This window comes from Candidatus Profftia tarda, assembly GCF_904848675.1.
GTDB lineage: Bacteria > Pseudomonadota > Gammaproteobacteria > Enterobacterales > Enterobacteriaceae > Profftia > Profftia tarda.
Map to the genome: position 1 here is coordinate 930,886 of NZ_LR890047.1, position 22,763 is coordinate 953,648.

The window sequence follows — 22,763 nt, forward strand, 5'->3', positions numbered from 1 at the left end:
CACTGTTATAAATAAATATTATTTTATGCTGTATCTGAATGAGAGGTAATTCAAAATTGCATGGACAGATTTATAAAATAAATTAATATTTTATATGTACTAAAATTTAGTCTCATCATCTTTTTGTGTATTGAGTAAATAGATATTGAGGTTTTGAAGTGATTTGGTATTCACAGAACTGGGTGCATCTGTCAAAAGATCAGCAGCAGCTGTTGTTTTAGGAAAAGCTATAACATCACGTATGTTAACTGCGCCAGTCAACAACATAGCTAAACGATCTAAACCAAATGCTATACCTGCATGTGGTGGTGTACCATATTTTAACGCATCGAGCAGGAAGCCAAACTTATCAAGTTGTTCATGCTTTGGAATTCCAAGAATAGTGAATACAGTTTCTTGCATTTCTCTGTTATGTATACGAACAGAACCACCGCCTACTTCATGGCCGTTTATAACCATGTCATATGCATTAGCAATTGCGCAAGCCGGATTTTCTTTCAGATCAGCTGCAGATAAATTCAGTGGTTCTGTAAATGGATGGTGCATTGCTACTAATCTTCCTCCTGTATCCTCTTCAAATGCTGGGAAATTGATTACCCATAAAGGTGCCCAGCTATTTTCATTAATTAATTTCAGATCATGTCCTACTTTCATGCGGAGTGAGCCCATAGCATCTGTAGCAATCTTGTAAGTATCTGCGCAAAAACAAAGGATATCTCCGTTTTGTGTACTAGTGCGCTTCAGAATCAAGTCTAATACCTCAGCATTGAGAAATTTACATATTGAACCCTGAACTCCTCTTATGCCTGCTAAGCAATCGTTAACCTTAATCCATGATAGTCCTTTAGCACCAAAGGTTTTAACAAACTGGGTATATTTATCCATCATATTGCGATTTATACTCTTTTGGCCACTTAATCGCATTGCAATTACGCGACTTTTCAAATCATTTGCTGGGATTGATAAAAAATTACAATCTAATTTTTTAAGTAGATCTGCAACATCTACAAGTTCTAAGGGATTGCGTAAGTCAGGCTTGTCAGATCCATAATATCGCATAGCTTCAGCAAACGTGATAACTGGAAACTTTCCTAGTTTCACACCTTGTATTTCATGCCATAGGGAACATATTAGTTCTTCCATTAGTTGACGAACTTGTTCTGCGCTCATAAAAGAAGTTTCCATATCGATCTGAGTAAACTCAGGCTGACGATCAGCACGCAAGTCTTCATCTCGAAAACATTTAACAATCTGATAATAACGATCAAAACCGGATATCATAAGCAACTGTTTAAATAGCTGTGGGGATTGCGGCAATGCATAAAACTTACCTTTATGTACACGGCTTGGAACTAGATAATCCCGCGCACCTTCCGGTGTTGCCTTAGTTAGCAACGGAGTCTCAATATCTAGAAAGCCATTCCTTTCCATAAAACAACGAATAAATGAAGTAATACGAGCGCGTACTCTGAGACGTGTGGCAATCTCTGGACGACGCAGGTCAAGATAACGATATTTTAGACGATTTTCTTCGCTGTTAATCTGGGCACAATCTATTGGCAAAGGATCAGAGCGATTAATAATAATGAGCTCGTTACCGAGGCCTTCTACTACACCGGTAGACATTTGTTTATTTTTTTGAGTATTTGGACGAGCATTGATGATACACTTAATTTGCACACAAAATTCGTTACGCAGCTCTGAAGCCTTCTGGAAGAGTTCCTGAGAATTTGGATCAAATAATATCTGCACTATTCCTTCACGATCACGCAGATCGATAAAAATTAAACCACCAAGATAACGTCTGCGATGCACCCAACCGCAAAGTACGACCTCTTGACCCTCATGGGATAAATTTAACTGCCCACAATAATGAGTACGCATACCAAGATCCCCTATATTTCATTTTTAACTTCATAGATAATGCCCCAAAAGCGAGCAAGATGCATACCTTTCTTAGTCCTGTTGATCTTTCCTTGCTATATAACTATTTCAATTATCTTGGTGTAATTAAATAAAATATTATAATATGCTTCTTTATTAGTAAGGAGGTCCAGAGACATTTAAGAGATTGATGTTAATTATTAAAATCCCCTTTTTTCTAATCTATAATCTATTCATAAGTTATGATAAGGTTATTGTGTTCATTATATAAACTAAGATTGCAGACCGCATAGTCATCACTTCACATCATATGTGATAAAATAATAGGCTATATAAAATATAACAAAAGAAGAGATATCAGATAGTATGTACTATGGAGATATAAATATGTAAGCTAAAAACAACTACACTTTGTAGATTATTTTTTTATTCCGTTGCCTTCTTAAAAGAGAACTAGCACTGGTTTAATACCATTTAATAAAATGTAAAAAAAGAAAAGCAGGAAAATAATAATAATTTTCTCTTAAATAATAGAGTTATTATATGGTTAACCAATAATTAGTTTGATTACTATCCCAAAAATATACTCAGTATAAAAAGCGATGGGTATGAGTTGTATTAAATAATCTATTAGGTTCTTTTTAAATAAGGCATATTTTATATTACTAGAATAGTACTATGAGTATAGTATAAATAAGACCATAGTTCTCAATAACTACAAATCCTGGATGCTATCATTAATGATTTATAATATTGTAATATTATATTTATAAACTGTGCTATTTAAATTAGATTAAAATTCTTTCTATGAAAGATAGCTAATAATAATTTTACATTATATTAGATGTCACAGACATACGTTCCTTTATATAGAAAAAATATTTAATTAATAACGACAATACACTGTATATGCAAGCCTGAACAGTAATTATTCCTGCTACAGGACGTCAAGCATCAAATACTTATCCATAGAATACCCATATAGATATGGTAATGGTATGATTTATGTTTACTTGAAAAACTTTGCGAACTGATCTAACTCACGGAGTGCAAAGTGTTAAAATTAATAATTGCTGCATTGATGATTATATCAACCTCTTTTAGAAGTAACGGTTCTAGCAAAAAACCCGTATTGACGGTTTATACATGTAATTCTTTTGCTGCTCAATGGGGTCCTGGTCCAAAAATAAAAGAATTTTTTGAAAAAAAATATGATTGTGAAATAAAATTTATAACACTAGAGTATGGAATATCGTTATTAAACCGAATACGTATGGAAGGTAAAAAAAGCAGCGCTGATATAGTTCTAGGGCTAGATAACAATATATTAAAGTCAGCGAAACAAAGTGGACTGTTTGTTCCTCATGGTATCGATACAAAGGAAATAATAATTCCTCATTACTCTCCTGATATTTTTTTTATGCCCTATGATTATGGCTATTTTGCTTTTATTTATAACAAAAATATGCTAAAAAACCCTCCAACTAGCTTAAAACAACTGATAGAAAGCCCCGCGAGGCTGTGGAGATTGATATATCAAGATCCACGCACTAGTAGTATGGGATTAGGATTGATTTTATGGATGCAAAAAGTCTATGGAGACCAAGCATCGAGAGCATGGACACAGCTAGCAAAACATACACTTACAATCACCAAGGGTTGGAGCGAGTCTTATGGTTTATTTCTAAAAGGAGAATCAGATTTAGTACTAAGTTACACTACATCTCCCGCGTATCACATAATTGAAGAGAAACAATATAACTATGCCGCTGCTGATTTTAGCGAAGGACACTATATGCAAGTAGAATTTGCCGCGCAATTAGCAAGCAGTAAACACCCTAATCTTGCACATAAATTTATGCAATTTATAATAACAGCTGATTTTCAAAATCAAATTCCAACTGGAAATTGGATGTATCCAGTCATAGCAAATATCCTGCCCGAAGGATTCAAACAGATAAATACTCCCCGAAAAGCACTTGAATTTAACCAAGAATATGTAGCTAATAATCGTGCGCAATGGATCCATACATGGCAAACCTCTGTAAGCCGTTAATACCATTATGGTTAATCCCTGGACTTGTAGCTACAATTACGATTATTGTAGTAGCGACGTCAGTATTCATTTCGCTATGGACTCATGCGCCACAATTAGAATTGTATAGTATGTGGCAAGATGATTATCTATGGTCTGTTGTACGTTTCACCTTTTGGCAAGCATTTCTATCAGCTGTTTCTTCAGTGTCCCCCGCGCTACTTTTAGCGCGTGCACTATTCTATCGCAGGTTTATAGGAAGACAACTATTCTTGCAGCTATTTGCTATGACTATAGTATTACCAATACTAGTGGCGATCTTCGGAATCCTAAAAGTTTATGGAAAACAAGGTTGGCTAGCACAAATTTATGGATTATTTGGAATTCATTATACCTTCTCTCTATATGGATTACAGGGCATTTTGCTAGCGCATATTTTCTTTAATATGCCCCTAGCAACACATCTATTACTACAAGCACTAGAGGAGATCCCTACAGAACAACAACAACTTGCTGCTCATCTTAGAATGAATAACTGGCAGAAGTTTATTGTTGTAGAATGGCCTTATCTCAAAAGACAGTTTCTCTCTGCTGGGGTGCTAATATTCATGCTTTGCTTTTCAAGCTTTGCTATAGCACTCTCTCTAGGAGGAGGTCCTCAGGCAACTACGATATCGCTCGCTATCTATCAGGCCTTGAGCTATGACTACGACCTAGGACGCGCTGCGTTTTTATCTATGCTGCAAATATTCTCCTGCTTTAGTCTGGTGCTATGTATCAAAAAAATAAGTGGTATTCTGCCAATATCTCATACACAACATATAAAGTGGCGAAATACAATAACAGGGTTGCCGTCACTATTCTGTGATATGCTTATAATTTTCTGTGCTCTACTACTGATTCTACCTCCACTAATTGCTGTAGTTATAGATGGGGTAAATCAGTCTGTTCCTGATACATTAATTCACCCCATTTTATGGCAGGCAATACTCACATCATTAAAAATATCTGTTTGTTCTGGTGTACTCGCAGTGTTTTTGACAATGATGTTACTATGGACTAGTCGTGAACTATACTTACGCCAACTAGGTTGGGTAGGGCAGAAGATTGAAATTACTGGTATGATGATATTAGGTATTCCGAGTATTATACTCGCGACTGGTTTTTTTGTCATGCTAACCGATACCATCGGTATTCCACAATCAGCATACGGAGTAGTTATTTTAATAAATGCGCTTATGGCTATTCCTTATACTCTAACAGTGTTAGAAAACCCTATGCGGGATCTCGCTCAACGATATAATCCAATATGCCTATCACTTCGCATACATGGCTTCAACCGACTTAGAATAATTGAACTAAAGCTACTAGCGCGCCCATTGTATCAAGCAATGGCTTTTTCTTGTGTGCTATCGATGGGAGATTTTGGTGTGATAGCACTATTCGGCAATGAAAAATTCCTTACACTACCCTTATATTTGTACGAACAAATTGGTGCCTATCGCACTCAAGATGGCTCAGTTACTGCATTATTATTGTTGATCTTATGTTTCTTACTATTTACGTTGTTACAATTACTCTCTGGGCGAGATAGATTATGATTACATTAGATAATATTAATTACGTTAATGAGCATCAGCAGATGCTTTGTTCTCTTCATATTTGTGCAAAAGAACAAATTACCATATTAGGACCTAGTGGAGCAGGTAAAAGTACTCTTCTTGCTTTAATTGCTGGTTTTATAATAACAAAGCAAGGCACTATTTTTCTTGATGGCATTAATCATACTAGAACCCCCCCAGGAAAACGCCCAGTATCTATAATGTTTCAAGAAAATAATCTATTTCCTCACTTAAACATTGAAAAAAATCTAGGTTTAGGATTAAGTACAACGCTAAATTTAAACAAAATACAAAAAAATAGGCTAAATGAAATTGCAGAACAAATAGGTATCCTTAATTGTTTGCATAGACTCCCATCACAGATTTCTGGCGGGCAGAGACAAAGGGCTGCCCTAGCGCGCTGCTTGCTTAGAGACCAGCCTATATTACTACTAGACGAACCATTATCTGCGCTGGATCCTGTTCGAAGAAATGAAATACTACAATTATTAGCGCAAGTATGTTCGCAAAAAAACATAACACTATTAATGATAGTACATAATTTAGATGATGCAGCGCGTATTTCTTATAGAACTCTTCTTGTATCCGATGGAAGATTTGTCTACGACGGTAGTACACAAGACCTGCTAGGTGGGAAAGATCCACAGTCAGCATCACTAGTGGGATTAGTAGCTAATAATAGAAATTTAATCTGAACTAATCGACGCCATACACTGAAGATATTTAATAAGAATCATCTTTATAGCAGCAAGTTGCTTTTACGAGAAAATTATTATAAAACCAGGTTATTTGAAATAATTATAGGAAATTATTATATAATAAAATCTGATATCTAGAACTAATAAGTTCTATATGCGCAGTAACATTTATTCACTATATCATGCAGATGATGACATATATTGACTTAATAAACTCTATCAAAAGAAAAAATAATATTTATTTAATAATAATTTTCAATTTTTATAAATCTTTTTAGCAGGCTGTATAATTAGAAACGTCTAGAGTTAATTTAAATAGAAGAGTGACATATAATAATTTGATGTAAAATATCTAATTAATCTTATAATAATAATTATAATAATTCATTAAACTTTAGATGCTACAATTAAAATATATTTTATTAATATATCGCATGTTAAGAATATACATATCTTTAGGAATTGAATTTATGAATATATGAAATTCATGCCAATTCAAACATAACGTATTATCTTCTGTAATAAAACAATATCGTCATATCATATTCTCCTATTAACTCCTAAAATGAGTATTATACTAACTATCTAATTCAATATTTAAGAAGTAAAGTAAACTATATTGCAATATTAATGGTCTAGATTATCATATCTTTGCTAATTCTAAAAACTACTACATTAATTAGAATAAATAGATTGATCTCATCGCGAATAGCTAGAAAGAAGCGTGCTTAAAATGATAAATGTTAGTTATTATGCAGCATATTATTTATAGATCTTCGATAAGCATTATCTAATTCAGGACTATATGCGGTGTCAATAAGAAAGTATATTCTTATATAAACCTTATGGCAGGAGGGAACGCAGCAACATATGGATTATCTCAAGAGATCTTATAAATAAGTAGAGCATATTAAAGCAATAGCTTTACTATAAATAAGATAAATCAATTAACAACAAATATAATTTTTTACTGTAAAACTTAGATGTTAATAAGATATATAATGCTTTGATGTTAAAAAAGTATTTAGCCACTTACCCCAAAATAAACGGAAATATTCTAACTAAAACAGATCAATATCGCAAAATATGGCAAAACATATTAAAACAGGGCAGATAATCAGCAGACTGAGTGAAATAGATCAAATTCTCTTAATGCACTAAGATAGATAGCTTATATATTAGATAATATATTTTATAATATGTTCTAAGCTCATGAATATTATGTAAATAATACATTAATCGAGATATCATAATGTTCGAAATTTGTAAGCAACACACAAAAATAACCTATTTCTGAAAACACAATGATCGGACATATATTGATTTTATATCAATGTATCACATGTTCAAGAAAGACGATCTGCTGTTCAATAATACCCAATAATATCTCATCATATTTAGCAATAAATTATAGAAAACATCCTAAAAAATCTATAGTAATTGGAATCCGTCATAAATTTATATAAGTCTAATAATATAGCTGATTATTTGATATAGAACAGATGGTTAACATGTTCAGATTAACTTAGCAGGAGTTATGTAAGCAATATGAACGGCGCAAGAATACAAATGCAAATTGCCAGCAAAATTACAGGATATTCGCATCTTATGGTTGCATTTAGCGGTGGTCTTGATTCAACCGTACTACTTCATGCTCTAATAGAACTTCGAATAAAGACTTTTCCTGACTTAAAACTACATGCAGTACATGTGCATCATGGACTCAGTCCACATGCAGATTCGTGGGCAGATCACTGTAAGTTAGTGTGCCGTGAATGGATGGTTCAGCTCAATGTGGTGAAGGTGAATATTGACTCCAAGCTCGGTGGGGTAGAAGCAGCAGCTCGCAACAAGCGATATTGGGCAATTGCTAACACTATGAATAAGCAAGATATTCTTCTTACAGCTCATCATCTGGATGATCAATCTGAAACTTTCTTCCTAGCTCTCAAGCGCGGTAGTGGTCCAGCTGGACTCTCTGCTATGGCTAGTTGCATAACATTCTTTAATAGCCAACATATACGCCCACTACTAGATATTAGCCGAGCACAGCTAGAAGAATATGCCAAATACAAAAATATTAAATGGATTGAAGACTACAGCAACCAAGACAATCGCTTTGATCGAAATTTTTTACGCTTAGAGGTTATTCCTAACCTGCGCAATCGATGGCCACACTTTACAAAGGCTGTAGCTCGCAGCGCTAAATTGTGTGCTGAGCAGGAAGATCTGCTCGATGAGTTACTCCAAGAATCTTTAAAAGCACTAACAAACAAAGATACATCAATTAACATTAATGGTCTGCTACAAATTTCTGAAGCTAAAAGATATGCTATATTACGCCGTTGGATCGCTTATTTTAAAGTCATGCCGCCCAGCAAAAAACAGTTGCAACGGGTCTGGTTTGAAGTAGCCATGGCTCGATTAGATGCTAAGCCACAACTCAAACTAGGAGAATACCAGATCCGTCGCTACCATCAACATCTTTATTTATTACCAATGTTGACCGTCTTAAAGGAAAAAGTTATCCAATGGAATCCAGACACCATTCTTCTGCTACCCGACGGTCTTGGAACATTACAATTAGATCACAGAGGTATATGCGTGCGCCAGCCAAAAGTAAATGAGGTCGTTTCTCTTCGTTTTACGGCTCATAGTAGAATATGCATCATTAACCGAACGCATTCGAAACAGATAAAAAAAATCTGGCGAGAGCACAATATTCCTCCGTGGGAACGAGAGCGCACACCTATGCTTTATTATGGTGAAGAACTCATCGCAATTTTAGGTATTTGTATTACTAAAAATGGGGAAGCTATGGTTCATGAGCCATTTTGGAAAATAAACTGGACTAAAAACATATGTAAATCTATCATACTTTAATTACAGCAGGTCATCTTATACGGATTATTTTAAATATTTTATCTTAGAATAGACTAGTAATAGCACACCTAAAATATAGGATATTCTTAATTAATTTCACAAGCAAAATATTTTAATAACTAGCAATATTTAGCAAATCTATATTCTTAGTGAGCATAGTACTTTATAAGAGATAAAAAATAAATTGCATAATCTCTGAATCAAATTACCAATTAAGTGCTTATAGCTCTTTGATTGCTTTCGAGCAGTGACCAGATTCATTATAGATCATTACAGATAAAACATAAATTATAATCCAGAGCGTAACATAATATTATAGATTAATTTTATCCTCCTATACATTAAATTAATACAAATATTATACAATAATATCAATATTACTGATATCTATCATCTCCTCCATGTATTAGTGATTGGCATACTCTATGTAATCAATTGCTGCTTGAACTGTAGTAATTTTTTCTGCTTCCTCATCTGGAATTTCAGTATCAAACTCTTCTTCAAGAGCCATAACCAGTTCAACAGTGTCAAGAGAATCAGCACCTAGATCATCAACAAAAGAAGCCGTATTTACAATCTCATCTTCTTTGACACCCAACTGTTCGATAATGATTTTCTTAACGCGTTCTTCTATAGTGCTCATACTATTAAATTTCCTGTCAAAACTCGCTTTCGCGGTTATTTTCGTTTGTATTGAAAATTGAACAAAATTCAACTTAAGTATACCGGCTAGTTACATTACAATATTGCACTATTTTGTAGTCATTACGACTCAAAAATAAATTTTTTAGTTTTAAATCATATAAATTCCACCATTGACATTTAAGCTCTCACCAGTGATATAGCCAGCATCATCTGATGCTAAAAATGCAACAGCGCTAGCTATTTCTTTTACATCACCCAAACGCTTCACTGGGATTTGTGAAAGAATGCGTGCACGCTGTTCTTCCGTTAATGCACGTATCATATCAGTCTTAACAAAACCAGGTGATACAATATTAACGGTAATGCCACGAGATGCGACTTCTCGTGCTAGAGACTTACTCAACCCAAGCAACCCTGATTTAGCAGCAGAGTAATTTGCTTGCCCTACATTACCCATTGCACCAACAACAGAACCAATAGTGATAATGCGTCCATAACGTTTTCTAATCATAGCGCGTAACACTGCTTTTGATAAGCGAAAGACAGAAGTAAGATTTATATCCAGAACATCCTGCCATTCGTCATCCTCCATACGCATTAATAGATTATCACGAACAATGCCGGCATTATTAACTAAAATGTCTATCTCGCCAAATTCAGCGCGAATACTATTTAAGACTAAATTAATAGATGCCAAGTCAACGACATTTAGGTTATATCCTTTGCCATGTTTAATGAGAGAAGCGCTAATATCTGCAGCACCATTATCGCTAGTTGCAGTGCCAATAACGAACGCACCACGAGCTACTAAAGTTTTAGCTATAGCTCGGCCGATACCACGACTGGCACCGGTAACTAATGCTATTTTTCCTTCTAAATTCATCGTTTCCTCATCTTACTGCTGAAAGAGCAGCTAATAGTGATGCAGAATCATTCATGGCCGTTGCTTTCATGGTTGCAATAATACGCTTGGTTAATCCTGTCAGGATTTTACTTGGTCCAACCTCTAGCAAATGATGTATGCCTTGAGCTTCCATGAATTCTACTGACTCGATCCAACGAACCGGGTTATACATTTGATAGACAAGTGCTTTACGTATGTCTTCAGGGGCAGTGATAAATTTCGCGTCCACATTACTGATAATCGCAAACTGAGGGGTATTAAATGTAACTCCTTGTAACGCTTCAGATAATTTATCTGCAGCAGATTTCATCATAACACAATGTGACGGCACGTTGACTTGTAGTTGCAGGACACGTTTTGCACCTGCAGACATACATGCTTTACTTGCATATTCAACAGCATCTTTATGTCCGGCTATAACAGACTGCCCAGGGGCATTAAAGTTCACCAAAAAAACCTCACCCACTGGAATTGAATACTCGCATATTTTAGCAATGGCCTTATCATTTAGGCCAATAACTGCAGACATTGCGCCAGTTCCTGCAGGAACTGCTGCTTCCATCAGTTTTCCACGTAGCTCAACTAGACTAATTGCCTCTTTAAAATCGAGCACTCCGGCACATACCAAGGCAGAATATTCACCTAAGCTATGGCCCGCCACAACAACAGGTGGCGGGCCATTCTGCTCTCGCCATACATAATAAATAGCGGTGGAAGAGGCTAGCAGAGCAGGCTGAGTCTGATGAGTTTTATTTAATTCTTCCGCTGGACCCTGTTGAACTAGTTGCCATAGATCGTAACCCAACACATCAGAAGCTTCAGCAAAAATCCGTTTTACAATAGCAAAGTTTTTGGCTAGATCAGAGAGCATACCAACAGATTGTGAACCCTGACCAGGAAATACCATACCGAATTTAGACACTTTCATATTTTATATATTATATGTTCGACTAAATAGATTAAGAGCTAATGATGCTGTATCTTAAAATACTTATAGCCATTTAGCATTAGAAAACTGTTAAAACTTAAAAACGCACTAAAGCAGCACCCCAGGTAAAACCGCCACCGAAAGCTTCAAGGAGAATTAACTGACCACGTTGAATGCGGCCATCGCGCACCGCTTCATCTAAAGCAGAAGGAACTGAGGCAGCAGAAGTATTTCCATGACGATCAAGCGTAACCACTACATTGTCTAATGTCATACCTAGCTTTTTAGCTGTGGCTCTAATAATACGCAAATTTGCCTGATGAGGAACCAACCAATCCAAATCACTGCGCTCCAGGTCATTAGCAGCAAGAGATTCATCTACTATATGCGTTAATTCTGTAACGGCTATCTTAAAGACTTCATTACCTGCCATGGTTAAGTACGCTTGATCGTCTGTATAACGCTGGCGATTTGGCAGAGTTAGCAATTCACCGTAATGTCCGTCGGCATGAATATGGGTAGATAAAATACCGGCTGTTTTAGATACGCCCAACAATACAGCCCCTGCTCCATCACCGAATAAAATAACTGTACCACGATCTTGGGGATTTAGAGTACGGCTTAAAGTATCCGAACCGATAACTAGGGCATACTTTACTGCACCGTTCTTAATATATTGTTCAGCAATGCTCAGCGCATATGTAAATCCAGCACAGGCTGCCGCAACATCAAAAGCTGCACAACCTTTGATCCCTAACATACTTTGAATTTGGCAAGCAGCGCTCGGGAATGCATGAGTAGCAGATGTTGTCGCAACAACTATAAGGCCAATATCATCTTTAGCTAGACCAGACATCTCAAGAGTGTCTTTTGCTGCCGCAAAACCCATGGTTGATACATTTTCATTAGAAGCTGCAATACGACGCTCACGGATACCAGTGCGCGAAACAATCCAGTCATTAGAAGTGTCAACCATACGTTCTAAATCAGCGTTGGTACGCACTTGTACGGGTAAATAACTCCCCGTACCGAGAATTCTTATATACATGTACTCTTATCTATTACTCTTGAGTATATAGCTTTGAGGCGCAACGCAATTCGCTGAGATATATGCCTTTGCACTGCCTGTTCGATAGCTACCTTGAACGCTTGCTGGTTTGCTGAACCATGGCTTTTAACAACTGTGCCACTTAATCCTATTAAGCAAGCTCCATTATATTGGTCAGGATTGAAGCTTTCTAAACGCTTAATGATAGTTACTTCTGTAAAGATCTGTAGAAGCCGTGACCATAAAGAAAGATTTCTTTTATCTTCAGGTGATTTAAGAAGAGAAAAAAACATACGAACTACACCTTCTATTGTCTTTAATGTAACGTTTCCTATAAAGCCATCACATACCAAAACATCGGTTTTACCAGTTAATACATCATTACCTTCTAAATATCCGACATAGTTAATATCTGGTGCATTTTTTAACATTATGGCAGCTTCGCGTATATTATTTAAACCTTTATATTCTTCTTCACCAATATTTAGCAGGGCAACTCGAGGAGTTTTAATGCCAACGAATTCCTCTGCAATCACTGAACCCATTACGGCAAACTGGACTAACATCGTACTACTACTGTTTACATTAGCTCCTAAATCTAAAACTACTGTCTGACCTTTTTTTTGATTTGGTAAGAGCGTCATTAACGCTGGACGTTCAATGCCTTCTAGAGGCTTAATAATAATTTTTGCTAAACCCATCAATGCACCAGTATTCCCCGCGCTAACTACGGCCTGAGCATGGCCATTACTAACCAAGTCTAGAGCAATGCGCATTGATGTGCCTTTGCTCACACGAATAGCGCGCGAAGGTTTGATATCATTAGAAATTATAAGATCAGCAGGAACTACACAGAGACGTCGTTTAAGAGAATAATTTGCTGTAGCAAGATAAGGCGCCATGGTCTTAGGTTGTCCAACAATTAGAAGATGTAGCGACGGCATAGATGCTAGTGCTTGTAACGCAGCAGGTACTGTGATACAAGGACCAAAATCCCCACTCATAGCATCTAAAGCCAGAGTTAGATCAGTCAAATGATCTCCTTATAAAAATATCTAATTATTATTTAATAATAATCTTACGACCGCAATAAAAGCCATCTGCAGTAGCATGATGACGCAAATGGTTCTCACCAGAGATCTTGTCAACAGAGATAGCATGTGTACCAAGCATATCGTGCGAACGACGCATGCCACGGCAAGAACGAGATTTTTTGTTTTTTTGTACAGCCATTAATCGTACTCCTCAATTGCAATACATTTATGTTATAGATGCTTCACTATAAGTTAATTTCAATTCTATAAGCTGCATAAAGATATTTCATAAAATATTATACTTACTTCAGTCTATTCAGACAATTCATAATTATTTTATCAGATATTAGAATACTTCAGTATCTAAGATATATTTAGTCATGAAGTTATTCGAGTATAATAAGTTATTAAAAGCTACAGTTAAAATTTATGCTTACTTCAAATTAACATTATCCCAACAAGTATTATAGATAATTACTATTGTTGACTTCTTAAGAACATGTCAATAAACATAATGTAATCTTCTTATATGATGCATAACTTTTATGAAAACATAGGTAGTGACGTTCATATTTTTACGATATTACAGAAAATACAAGACCTTTGTATCAAAGTGTCTGCAATAATAAATGCTTTACCTGAATTAATTAAAGTTTGATTATTTAGGAGAGATGTAACGTCTGAATTATAGCGTTATTTCATGAGAAATGGTAATAACATTAGTCATCTAATAAATGTAACCCTATTATATTGATGATGAATTTGATTACTCAATTCATGTATCTTATAACTGAATCAGCTTTCTAATGATTACCACAATAGAATTTTAAAAGAATTGTGAACCTATAAAAATTAATAATCTTCTCTATCGGCAGAAGATACTGCAATTAACTAGAATATCCAAAAATCTTATAGACAAAAATCCTAAAATTATATCTTGACTTCAAAAAAAAAAGGCTTATTATGTCTAGGTTAGAGTTAATCAGTATCTTCTTACAATTCATTAAACTATTATTTATTGCGATTAATAAAATTATATACAAGTATTCAACTGACCTAATATAATTTAATCTCTAATGCATTCTTGATAAACTTAAAAATTATAAAAATTTTAATGAGATTCTCTAATACAATGACTAGACATATTCTAGTAGAAAGCTGTTAATCCTTATTAAAACTAAGGCGTATTTTTAAAAAGATATAAAATAAAGTAAAAATGTCATCCCTAAAAATATCTTAAATTAAGTCTAAGATATCGCTCTTTTAACAATATGGAAAGCTGAACTTAAAAGTTATATAGACTACTAAATAAAGTCTATATAAAGCAGTCCTCAATTTTTTACAATTTTGAAGGTTATCCCGAAATATTATATTTACAAAGAGACATCTTCGGGTTGTGAGGTTAAGTGAATAAGCGTACACGGTGGATGCCTAGGCAGTCAGAGGCGATGAAGGACGTGTTAATCTGCGATAAGCGTCGGCAAGCTGATATAAAGCGTTATAACCGACGATTTCCGAATGGGGAAACCCAGTGCAATTTATTGCGCTATCATTAAGTAAATCAATAGCTTAACGAGGCAAACCAGGGGAACTGAAACATCTAAGTACCCTGAGGAAAAGAAATCAACCGAGATTCCCTTAGTAGTGGCGAGCGAACAGGGAACAGCCCAGAACCTTAATCAACGCATATGTAAGAGGAAAAAAATGGAAAGTTTTGCGATACAGGGTGATAGCCCCGTACTTTAAAATGCATGCGTTGTGAGTTCAATGAGTAGGGCGGGACACGTGATATCCTGTCTGAAGATAGGGGGACCATCCTCTAAGGCTAAATACTCCTGACTGACCGATAGTGAACCAGTACCGTGAGGGAAAGGCGAAAAGAACCCCGGCGAGGGGAGTGAAATAGAACCTGAAACCGTGTACGTACAAGCAGTGGTAGCGCCCTTGTGGTGTGACTGCGTACCTTTTGTATAATGGGTCAGCGACTTATATTTTGTAGCAAGGTTAACCGCATAGGGGAGCCGTAGGGAAACCGAGTCTTAACTGGGCGTCTAGTTGCAAGGTATAGACCCGAAACCCGGTGATCTAGCCATGAGCAGGTTGAAGATTAGGTAACACTAACTGGAGGACCGAACCGACTAATGTTGAAAAATTAGCGGATGACTTGTGGCTAGGGGTGAAAGGCCAATCAAACCGGGAGATAGCTGGTTCTCCCCGAAAGCTATTTAGGTAGCGCCTCGTGAACTCATCTTTGGGGGTAGAGCACTGTTTCGACTAGGGGGTCATCCCGACTTACCAACTCGATGCAAACTACGAATACTAAAGAATGTTATCACGGGAGACACACGGCGGGTGCTAACGTCCGTCGTGAAGAGGGAAACAACCCAGACCGCCAGCTAAGGTCCCAAAGTCATAGTTAAGTGGGAAACGATGTGGGAAGGCATAAACAGCCAGGATGTTGGCTTAGAAGCAGCCATCCTTTAAAGAAAGCGTAATAGCTCACTGGTCGAGTCGGCCTGCGCGGAAGATGTAACGGGGCTAAACTATGCACCGAAGCTGCGGCAACAACACTAAGTGTTTGTTGGGTAGGGGAGCGTTCTGTAAGCCTGTGAAGGTAGCTCGTAAGAGTTACTGGAGGTATCAGAAGTGCGAATGCTGACATAAGTAACGATAAAGCAGGTTAAAAACCTGCTCGCCGGAAGACTAAGGGTTCCTGTCCAACGTTAATCGAGGCAGGGTAAGTCGACCCCTAAGGCGAGGCCGAAAGGCGTAGTCGATGGACAACAGGTTAATATTCCTGTACTTTGTGTTACTGCGAAGGGGGGACGAAGAAGGCTAGGCTATCCAGGCGACGGTTGTCCTGGTTTAAGCGTGTAGGGGGTCAGAATTGGCAAATCCGTTCTCTCATCAACCTTGAGGCGTGATAACGAATCATTACGGTGATGAAGTAGTTTATGCCAAACTTCCAAGAAAAGCCTCTAAGCTCTAGGTAACATGAAATCGTACCCCAAACCGACACAGGTGGTCAGGTAGAGAATACCAAGGCGCTTGAGAGAACTCGGGTGAAGGAACTAGGCAAAATGGTGCCGTAACTTCGGGAGAAGGCACGCTGGCATGTAAGTGCAATTCCTTGCGAATGAAGCTGAAGCCAGTCGCAGATACCAGCTGGCTGCAACTGTTTAATAAAAACACAGCACTGTGCAAACACGAAAGTGGACGTATACGGTGTGACGCCTGCCCGGTGCTGGAAGGTTAATTGATGGGGTCAGCCGCAAGGCAAAGCTCTTGATCGAAGCCCCAGTAAACGGCGGCCGTAACTATAACGGTCCTAAGGTAGCGAAATTCCTTGTCGGGTAAGTTCCGACCTGCACGAATGGCGTAATGATGGCTAGGCTGTCTCCACCCGAGACTCAGTGAAATTGAACTCGCTGTGAAGATGCAGCGTACCCGCGGCAAGACGGAAAGACCCCGTGAACCTTTACTATAGCTTGACACTGAATATTGAACATTGATGTGTAGGATAGGTGGGAGGATTTGAAGTGTAGACGCCAGTCTGCATGGATCCAGCCTTGAAATACCACCCTTTAACGTTTGATATTCTAACTCCGGTCCCTAACCGGGATCGAGGACAGTGTCTGGTGGGTAGTTTGACTGGGGCGGTCTCCTCCTAAAGAGTAACGGAGGAGCACGAAGGTTAGCTAATCACGGTCGGAAATCGTGAGGTTAGTGCAATGGCATAAGCTAGCTTGACTGCGAGAGTGACTGCTCAAGCAGGTACGAAAGTAGGTCATAGTGATCCGGTGGTTCTGAATGGAAGGGCCATCGCTCAACGGATAAAAGGTACTCCGGGGATAACAGGCTGATACCGCCCAAGAGTTCATATCGACGGCGGTGTTTGGCACCTCGATGTCGGCTCATCACATCCTGGGGCTGCAGTAAGTCCCAAGGGTATGGCTGTTCGCCATTTAAAGTGGTACGCGAGCTGGGTTTAGAACGTCGTGAGACAGTTCGGTCCCTATCTGCCGTGGGCGTTGGAAGATTGAGAGGGGCTACTCCTAGTACGAGAGGACCGGAGTGGACGCATCACTGGTGTTCGGGTTGTCATGCCAATGGCATTGCCCGGTAGCTATATGCGGAAAAGATAAGCGCTGAAAGCATCTAAGCACGAAACTTGCCTCAAGATGAGTCTTCCCTGAGACCTTGAGTCTCCTAAAGGAACGTTTAAGACTAAGACGTTGATAGGCTGGGTGTGTAAGCGTAGCAATATGTTGAGCTAACCAGTACTAATGATCCGTGAGGCTTAACCTCACAACACCCAAGATGTTTTGATTGAGAGACTAATATTAAATTTCAGCTTATTTAGCAAATAAAATTAACTAGCTATATTACATAAGCTAGTTAATCAACAAATTTGCTTGGCGGCTATAGCGCAGTGGTCCCACCTGAACCCATGCCGAACTCAGAAGTGAAACACTGTAGCGCCGATGGTAGTGTGGGGTCTCCCCATGCGAGAGTAGGAAACTGCCAAGTTTCACATTAACACAAAGCATATAGCAGAAAGCAAATAGGTGGAGCGGTAGTTCAGTTGGTTAGAATACCTGCCTGTCACGCAGGGGGTCACGGGTTCAAGCCCCGTCCGTTCCGCCACTCATTTGCAATACAATAATATTTTATATCTAATTAATTATCTTCCACTAAAAAATAATATAAATAAATGACTATCTAAAAAATCAATTATCAAAATAGCCCTCATAACTTCAATAATTTAGATTCTAATAATATATTTTATAAGATACTATCTTGCAAGAAGTATAATAGTATCTCTCTCAAGATATTGCACCTAATAAGCAATATAAAATGTTAAATAAAAATAATATCTTAATATCCCTCCAAGACATTACCGTAAATTTTAATGATCGTAATGTACTTGCTCATATATCACTTGAACTCAGACCGGGACGAATTATTACTATTCTAGGACCAAATGGCGCCGGCAAATCAACTCTAGTACGTGTAGTATTAGGATTAATTAAGCCAACAGCTGGTTCTATTACTATCGCAAATAATTTAACTATTGGATATGTCCCACAGAAATTTCATCTAAACTCTGCCCTACCGCTAACGGTTAGAAGATTTATGTCTCTACATTCTAATGTAAGAAAAGAAGATATTCTGCCCGCTTTAAAGCGGGTTCATGCAGAACATCTTCTAAATCTACCAATGCAAAAGCTATCGGGTGGAGAAAATCAACGCATTTTACTAACACGGGCCTTGCTAAATAAGCCGGCCTTACTTATCTTGGATGAACCTACGACAGGTGTGGACGTTAATGGTCAGCTTGCGCTATACGATTTGATTCATCAATTCAGACAAGAAATTAATTGTTCTATTTTAATGATTTCACACGATTTACATTTAGTAATGGCAAAAACAGATGAAGTATTATGCCTTAATCAGCATATTTGCTGTTCTGGTACACCTGATATGGTTTCAATGCATCCTGCATTTATTGCAATGTTTGGCCATCATAAAGCTGATCAATTAGCTATTTATCGTCACAATCACAGCAATAGCAGAGATAATATTACTTAATATTTATTATCAGAGCTCCTACTTATATCAATTATTACTTCACTAAATATTTAGTAGCCTTTCTCTATTTCCCTTCTTAACTTATTGTTAACATTTTCTAGCAATTACAACGCGCAAGTATATTACTGCTGTATTTAGTTAATATATGCATATATCTTAAGTGATTACTCTTATAGAGTATAGGGGGTTAAGATTATCTTTTACAATTATAAAATAATTATCATGAGGAACAAGGGTATAGTCATTCAAAAAAACTACTGCTAGTATAAATACTAATAATTTTAATAAAAACTACAATTACAAAATACATAGTACTCAATAATTTTTAGATATAAGATAAATTATTTACTGAAAATCAATTCAAGTACAAAAATTACACAGATATATTTCTTCAATATAGCAACAGAGCAAAAAGATATATTTATCTATATTTGTATCATGTACAAAGCAAACATGCATACTAATTTAATAACATATTGTTCATGATACATAAAACTTATCATCAGATAAGTCATTAACTAGAATGCGATCAAGAGAGGTTCTAATAGTTTTAAGTAAAAACTAAATTACTAAAATAGGATAGTATTCAAAAAGGAAATAAATTAATAGTATCTACAATGATATACTATAGCCTAACAGGGCTAGTTGAGATATCAGCTATATCAATAAAAATAAGAATAATTTTAATCTAGATATGAATATCTTCATATGCAATATATGTTCACGAATATATTAAAAAATTATTTTTATCTTTTATTTGGATTGAAAAAATTTTAAGTTATATATAATAATTTTATATATTGTATACTTTTGCTAGTGAATATTCTTAATACTTTTAAGCCAAATAATATCTATTTGTTATAGAACAGCACGTTAGTTAGCACTTGATCTGTTTCTTAACAAATAAATATAAAAAGAACACATAACTTTAATATAATATGTTATCAGACTAGATACTGTGTTAAAATTTTTATAACTGCTGTCTGAACCAACTCTCCAAAATTATAACTGCTGAAACTGCATCTATATTGCTTTTCTTTAAAGCACGATAACCGCGATTGTTTCTAGAAAGAATATGAGAACGAGCTTCAGCAGTACTAAAGCGCTCATCGTGTAAAGCAATTTCTATCCCAAAACGACCATGAATACGATTAGCAAATTTTCGCGCCTGAACAGTAATTAGTTGTTCTGTACCATCTATATTTAGTGGTAAACCCACAACAACTAAATCTAGATGCCACTCTGTTAAAATTTTTTTTATTTTGGACCATTCAGGGGATCTTTGATTAGATTTAAATGAACCAAGCGGGCGTGCTATACCTGTAATTTTGTGTCCGATTGCAACACCAATATTTTTAGTCCCAAAATCAAAAGAGAGCACTGTTCCGTTTCTCATCAAGAATGTCCTATTGAAGTAACCATTTTATGAATATCTATCCCTAGTTTTTGGGGAGCATTAACCCAACGTTCTGCAATAGGAGTATGAAACATCAATTGATTATAGGCCATTACAGTAAGCCAAGAATTATCTAATAACTCTTGTTCTAGCTGACCAGAATCCCAACTACAATAACCAAGCGAAACTAAGACATCTTTTGGCTGATCTTTTGTTCCTAAAGTTTCTAGGACATCACGAGAAGTAGTCATCATGCATTCAGAAGATATTGCTACGCTAGAAGCGAAATGTAACTGTGGAGTATGTAATACAAAACCTCTATCTTCTGCTAAAGGACCACCATACATAACTGGTTTATCCAAATTATTATTGATGTCTCTCTGATCTAGATTAATTTTTAGTTTTTTTAATAATTTTTCTAAAGTCAGTCCCTCTAAGGGCTTATTGATAACTAATCCCATTGCTCCTTCTTTATTGTGTTCACATATATATATCACAGTTCGCTTAAAACGTATATCCTGCATAAAAGGCATTGCTATAAGAAAATGATGCGTTAGATTCATCATATTACGTTAACTCGCTATATTATCTGCATTTCTACTTAAATCTGTCTGGAGAATACTAGTTTTATTTTTCATTTCTAGTATAATAATTTATTTCCTCAATATTACCGAGGAGCCTCACATACATACTAGATTAAACATATATATGCAGAAAATTACATTTATAAAATTACATAATCACTATATTGAATAAATTTAAATATATTAATTATGTAATAAGGGTAATCTATAAAAGTATTAACTTATCTATGATGTATTAGCTATATTTTTAAAATAAAAGTATGAAAAATTCTTACTTAAATTGATATGCATACTGTTAATAATATAACTTCTCTATCAGAGTAATTGTTGATGAATTAGCAAACACAGAAACTATTTATAATGTAAAACATACTAATTACAAAAAGAAAAATACATTAATTCTTTTTATTTAATATCTTTAATGCTATATAATAAGAGATAGATATCCGAATGACTAGACTATATAGCGCATTCTATCAAATATATCGCATCAAATAAAATTATATATAAGAGCAAAAATAGTAGTTCTACACAATGATCTTTATGAAAAATTATCAAGTCAAAAAGTAGAATTATTGACACAAGACTCCCGACTAGCAGATAATAGAACATGCATTCTATGAAATACAACTGTAATACTTATAAGTAATATAAATAGTAATATTAGCATACAGAAATGACACGATAATTACTACAAAAGAAGGTAGATAACTAATTAAAGCAATCAATATAGAATACAAGTAAGAGTAGTACAGGTCTTAAAAGAAAAATAGAAGTACACTAAAACGCTAATTAATTTATGCGATAATATTAAAGTGTAAGATTTTCTTAAGTACAGCATTAATTTTAATTTAATATAAACATTCTTAATTTCTATTTTTCAATAAAATATCATTATAAATTCTCTAGGTAAGATATTGCAGAAGAAAATTTTAAAGAAAATTAAATATCCTCAGAATTGGCCTATAGCCTTACATTTCTTCTTTATGTTACAATAAGTACTATCCGTGGTCTAACGTCTCACATATATTAGTTCAGAGAATATATGATAAGACTATCTAATACGTATCAACATAATAAAAGTTCATAATAATCTAGCAAGTACCATAATAGTTAATACTATTATGGTAGATTACATATTGAATTATTTTGTTATGTAAGGTAAATATAAGAAGAAAATTTCTTAAAAATATCTTCTAAGAACATAAAATTATAGAGATAACAAATCTTAAAAAAGAAAAGACTGATTATATTATTTCAATAAGTGCCTGTGTTAGACACTATAATGCATAGAATTATGATAATATTATCTAATTACATTATAACTTATGATAAGTTTTAGTAATGAAAATCAGATTAAACGGTAAAATATAAACATTATCTTAATAGAGTAGTTTATAAAAATATTGCATATCGGATTATTTATTAGACGAGAATCTGCAATAAATAATCTTATAATTATTAAATATAATCATTAGATGTATAAAATTTTTGTAAAAATAACTACAAA

The 22,763-nt window shown here is 35.6% G+C and carries 14 protein-coding genes, 1 tRNA gene and 2 rRNA genes; 8 read left to right on the top strand and 9 right to left on the bottom strand.

What is annotated here, in order from left to right:
* Positions 1 to 99: 99 nt before the first annotated feature.
* Positions 100 to 1,884, bottom strand: coding sequence for an aspartate--tRNA ligase (gene aspS, locus KTT71_RS02605; protein WP_216782308.1), 1,785 nt, complete (start codon positions 1,882 to 1,884; stop codon positions 100 to 102).
* Between the two features lie 1,054 nt (positions 1,885 to 2,938).
* Between aspS and thiB the strand changes: the two genes are divergently transcribed.
* The 4 genes from thiB to tilS all read left to right on the top strand — a co-directional run bounded on the left by thiB (position 2,939) and on the right by tilS (position 9,122).
* Positions 2,939 to 3,940 (top strand): thiamine ABC transporter substrate binding subunit, encoded by a 1,002-nt coding sequence (thiB, locus tag KTT71_RS02610; protein WP_216782309.1) that lies wholly within the window; start codon positions 2,939 to 2,941, stop codon positions 3,938 to 3,940.
* The gene (thiP, locus tag KTT71_RS02615) at positions 3,916 to 5,520 is read left to right on the top strand and encodes a thiamine/thiamine pyrophosphate ABC transporter permease ThiP (RefSeq protein WP_216782310.1); all 1,605 of its coding nucleotides are present in this window, start codon (positions 3,916 to 3,918) and stop codon (positions 5,518 to 5,520) included. Before thiB ends, thiP begins: the two co-directional genes overlap by 25 nt.
* Positions 5,517 to 6,236, top strand: a complete 720-nt coding sequence (gene thiQ / locus KTT71_RS02620) for a thiamine ABC transporter ATP-binding protein ThiQ (protein WP_216782311.1) — start codon at positions 5,517 to 5,519, stop codon at positions 6,234 to 6,236. The genes thiP and thiQ overlap by 4 nt, the downstream gene beginning before the upstream one ends.
* A gap of 1,551 nt (positions 6,237 to 7,787) precedes the next feature.
* The gene (gene tilS, locus KTT71_RS02625; protein ID WP_216782312.1) at positions 7,788 to 9,122 is read left to right on the top strand and encodes a tRNA lysidine(34) synthetase TilS; all 1,335 of its coding nucleotides are present in this window, start codon (positions 7,788 to 7,790) and stop codon (positions 9,120 to 9,122) included.
* Positions 9,123 to 9,528: 406 nt separating this feature from the next.
* Here the strand turns inward: tilS and acpP are convergent, their stop codons facing one another.
* The 6 genes from acpP to rpmF all read right to left on the bottom strand — a co-directional run bounded on the left by acpP (position 9,529) and on the right by rpmF (position 13,880).
* A complete protein-coding gene (gene acpP / locus KTT71_RS02630; RefSeq protein WP_216782313.1) occupies positions 9,529 to 9,765 on the bottom strand; it encodes an acyl carrier protein in 237 nt (78 codons plus the stop codon).
* A gap of 150 nt (positions 9,766 to 9,915) precedes the next feature.
* A complete protein-coding gene (gene fabG / locus KTT71_RS02635; protein ID WP_216782314.1) occupies positions 9,916 to 10,650 on the bottom strand; it encodes a 3-oxoacyl-ACP reductase FabG in 735 nt (244 codons plus the stop codon).
* Between the two features lie 7 nt (positions 10,651 to 10,657).
* Positions 10,658 to 11,599 (bottom strand): ACP S-malonyltransferase, encoded by a 942-nt coding sequence (fabD, locus tag KTT71_RS02640; protein WP_420885575.1) that lies wholly within the window; start codon positions 11,597 to 11,599, stop codon positions 10,658 to 10,660.
* Positions 11,600 to 11,696: 97 nt separating this feature from the next.
* A complete protein-coding gene (locus KTT71_RS02645) occupies positions 11,697 to 12,647 on the bottom strand; it encodes a beta-ketoacyl-ACP synthase III (RefSeq protein WP_216782315.1) in 951 nt (316 codons plus the stop codon).
* Positions 12,638 to 13,681 (bottom strand): phosphate acyltransferase PlsX, encoded by a 1,044-nt coding sequence (plsX, locus tag KTT71_RS02650; RefSeq protein ID WP_216782316.1) that lies wholly within the window; start codon positions 13,679 to 13,681, stop codon positions 12,638 to 12,640. The genes KTT71_RS02645 and plsX overlap by 10 nt, the downstream gene beginning before the upstream one ends.
* Before the next feature lie 28 nt (positions 13,682 to 13,709).
* Complete coding sequence (rpmF, locus tag KTT71_RS02655) at positions 13,710 to 13,880, bottom strand: 50S ribosomal protein L32 (protein ID WP_216782317.1); 171 nt, start codon at positions 13,878 to 13,880, stop codon at positions 13,710 to 13,712.
* A 1,201-nt stretch (positions 13,881 to 15,081) separates the two neighbouring features.
* On the opposite strand from rpmF, the gene KTT71_RS02660 reads away from it, so the two are divergent.
* The 4 genes from KTT71_RS02660 (at position 15,082) to znuC (ending at position 19,273) form a co-directional block, all read left to right on the top strand.
* Positions 15,082 to 17,989 (top strand): 23S ribosomal RNA (locus KTT71_RS02660).
* 106 nt (positions 17,990 to 18,095) lie between these two features.
* Positions 18,096 to 18,211, top strand: a 5S ribosomal RNA gene (gene rrf / locus KTT71_RS02665).
* A 40-nt stretch (positions 18,212 to 18,251) separates the two neighbouring features.
* A tRNA-Asp gene (locus KTT71_RS02670) sits at positions 18,252 to 18,328 on the top strand.
* A 210-nt stretch (positions 18,329 to 18,538) separates the two neighbouring features.
* Complete coding sequence (znuC, locus tag KTT71_RS02675; protein ID WP_216782318.1) at positions 18,539 to 19,273, top strand: zinc ABC transporter ATP-binding protein ZnuC; 735 nt, start codon at positions 18,539 to 18,541, stop codon at positions 19,271 to 19,273.
* Positions 19,274 to 20,243: 970 nt separating this feature from the next.
* On the opposite strand, the gene ruvX is transcribed toward znuC, so the two are convergent.
* Positions 20,244 to 20,669 (bottom strand): Holliday junction resolvase RuvX, encoded by a 426-nt coding sequence (gene ruvX / locus KTT71_RS02680; RefSeq protein ID WP_216782319.1) that lies wholly within the window; start codon positions 20,667 to 20,669, stop codon positions 20,244 to 20,246.
* A complete protein-coding gene (locus tag KTT71_RS02685; RefSeq protein WP_216782761.1) occupies positions 20,669 to 21,232 on the bottom strand; it encodes a YqgE/AlgH family protein in 564 nt (187 codons plus the stop codon). Before KTT71_RS02685 ends, ruvX begins: the two co-directional genes overlap by 1 nt.
* Positions 21,233 to 22,763 lie beyond the last annotated feature (1,531 nt).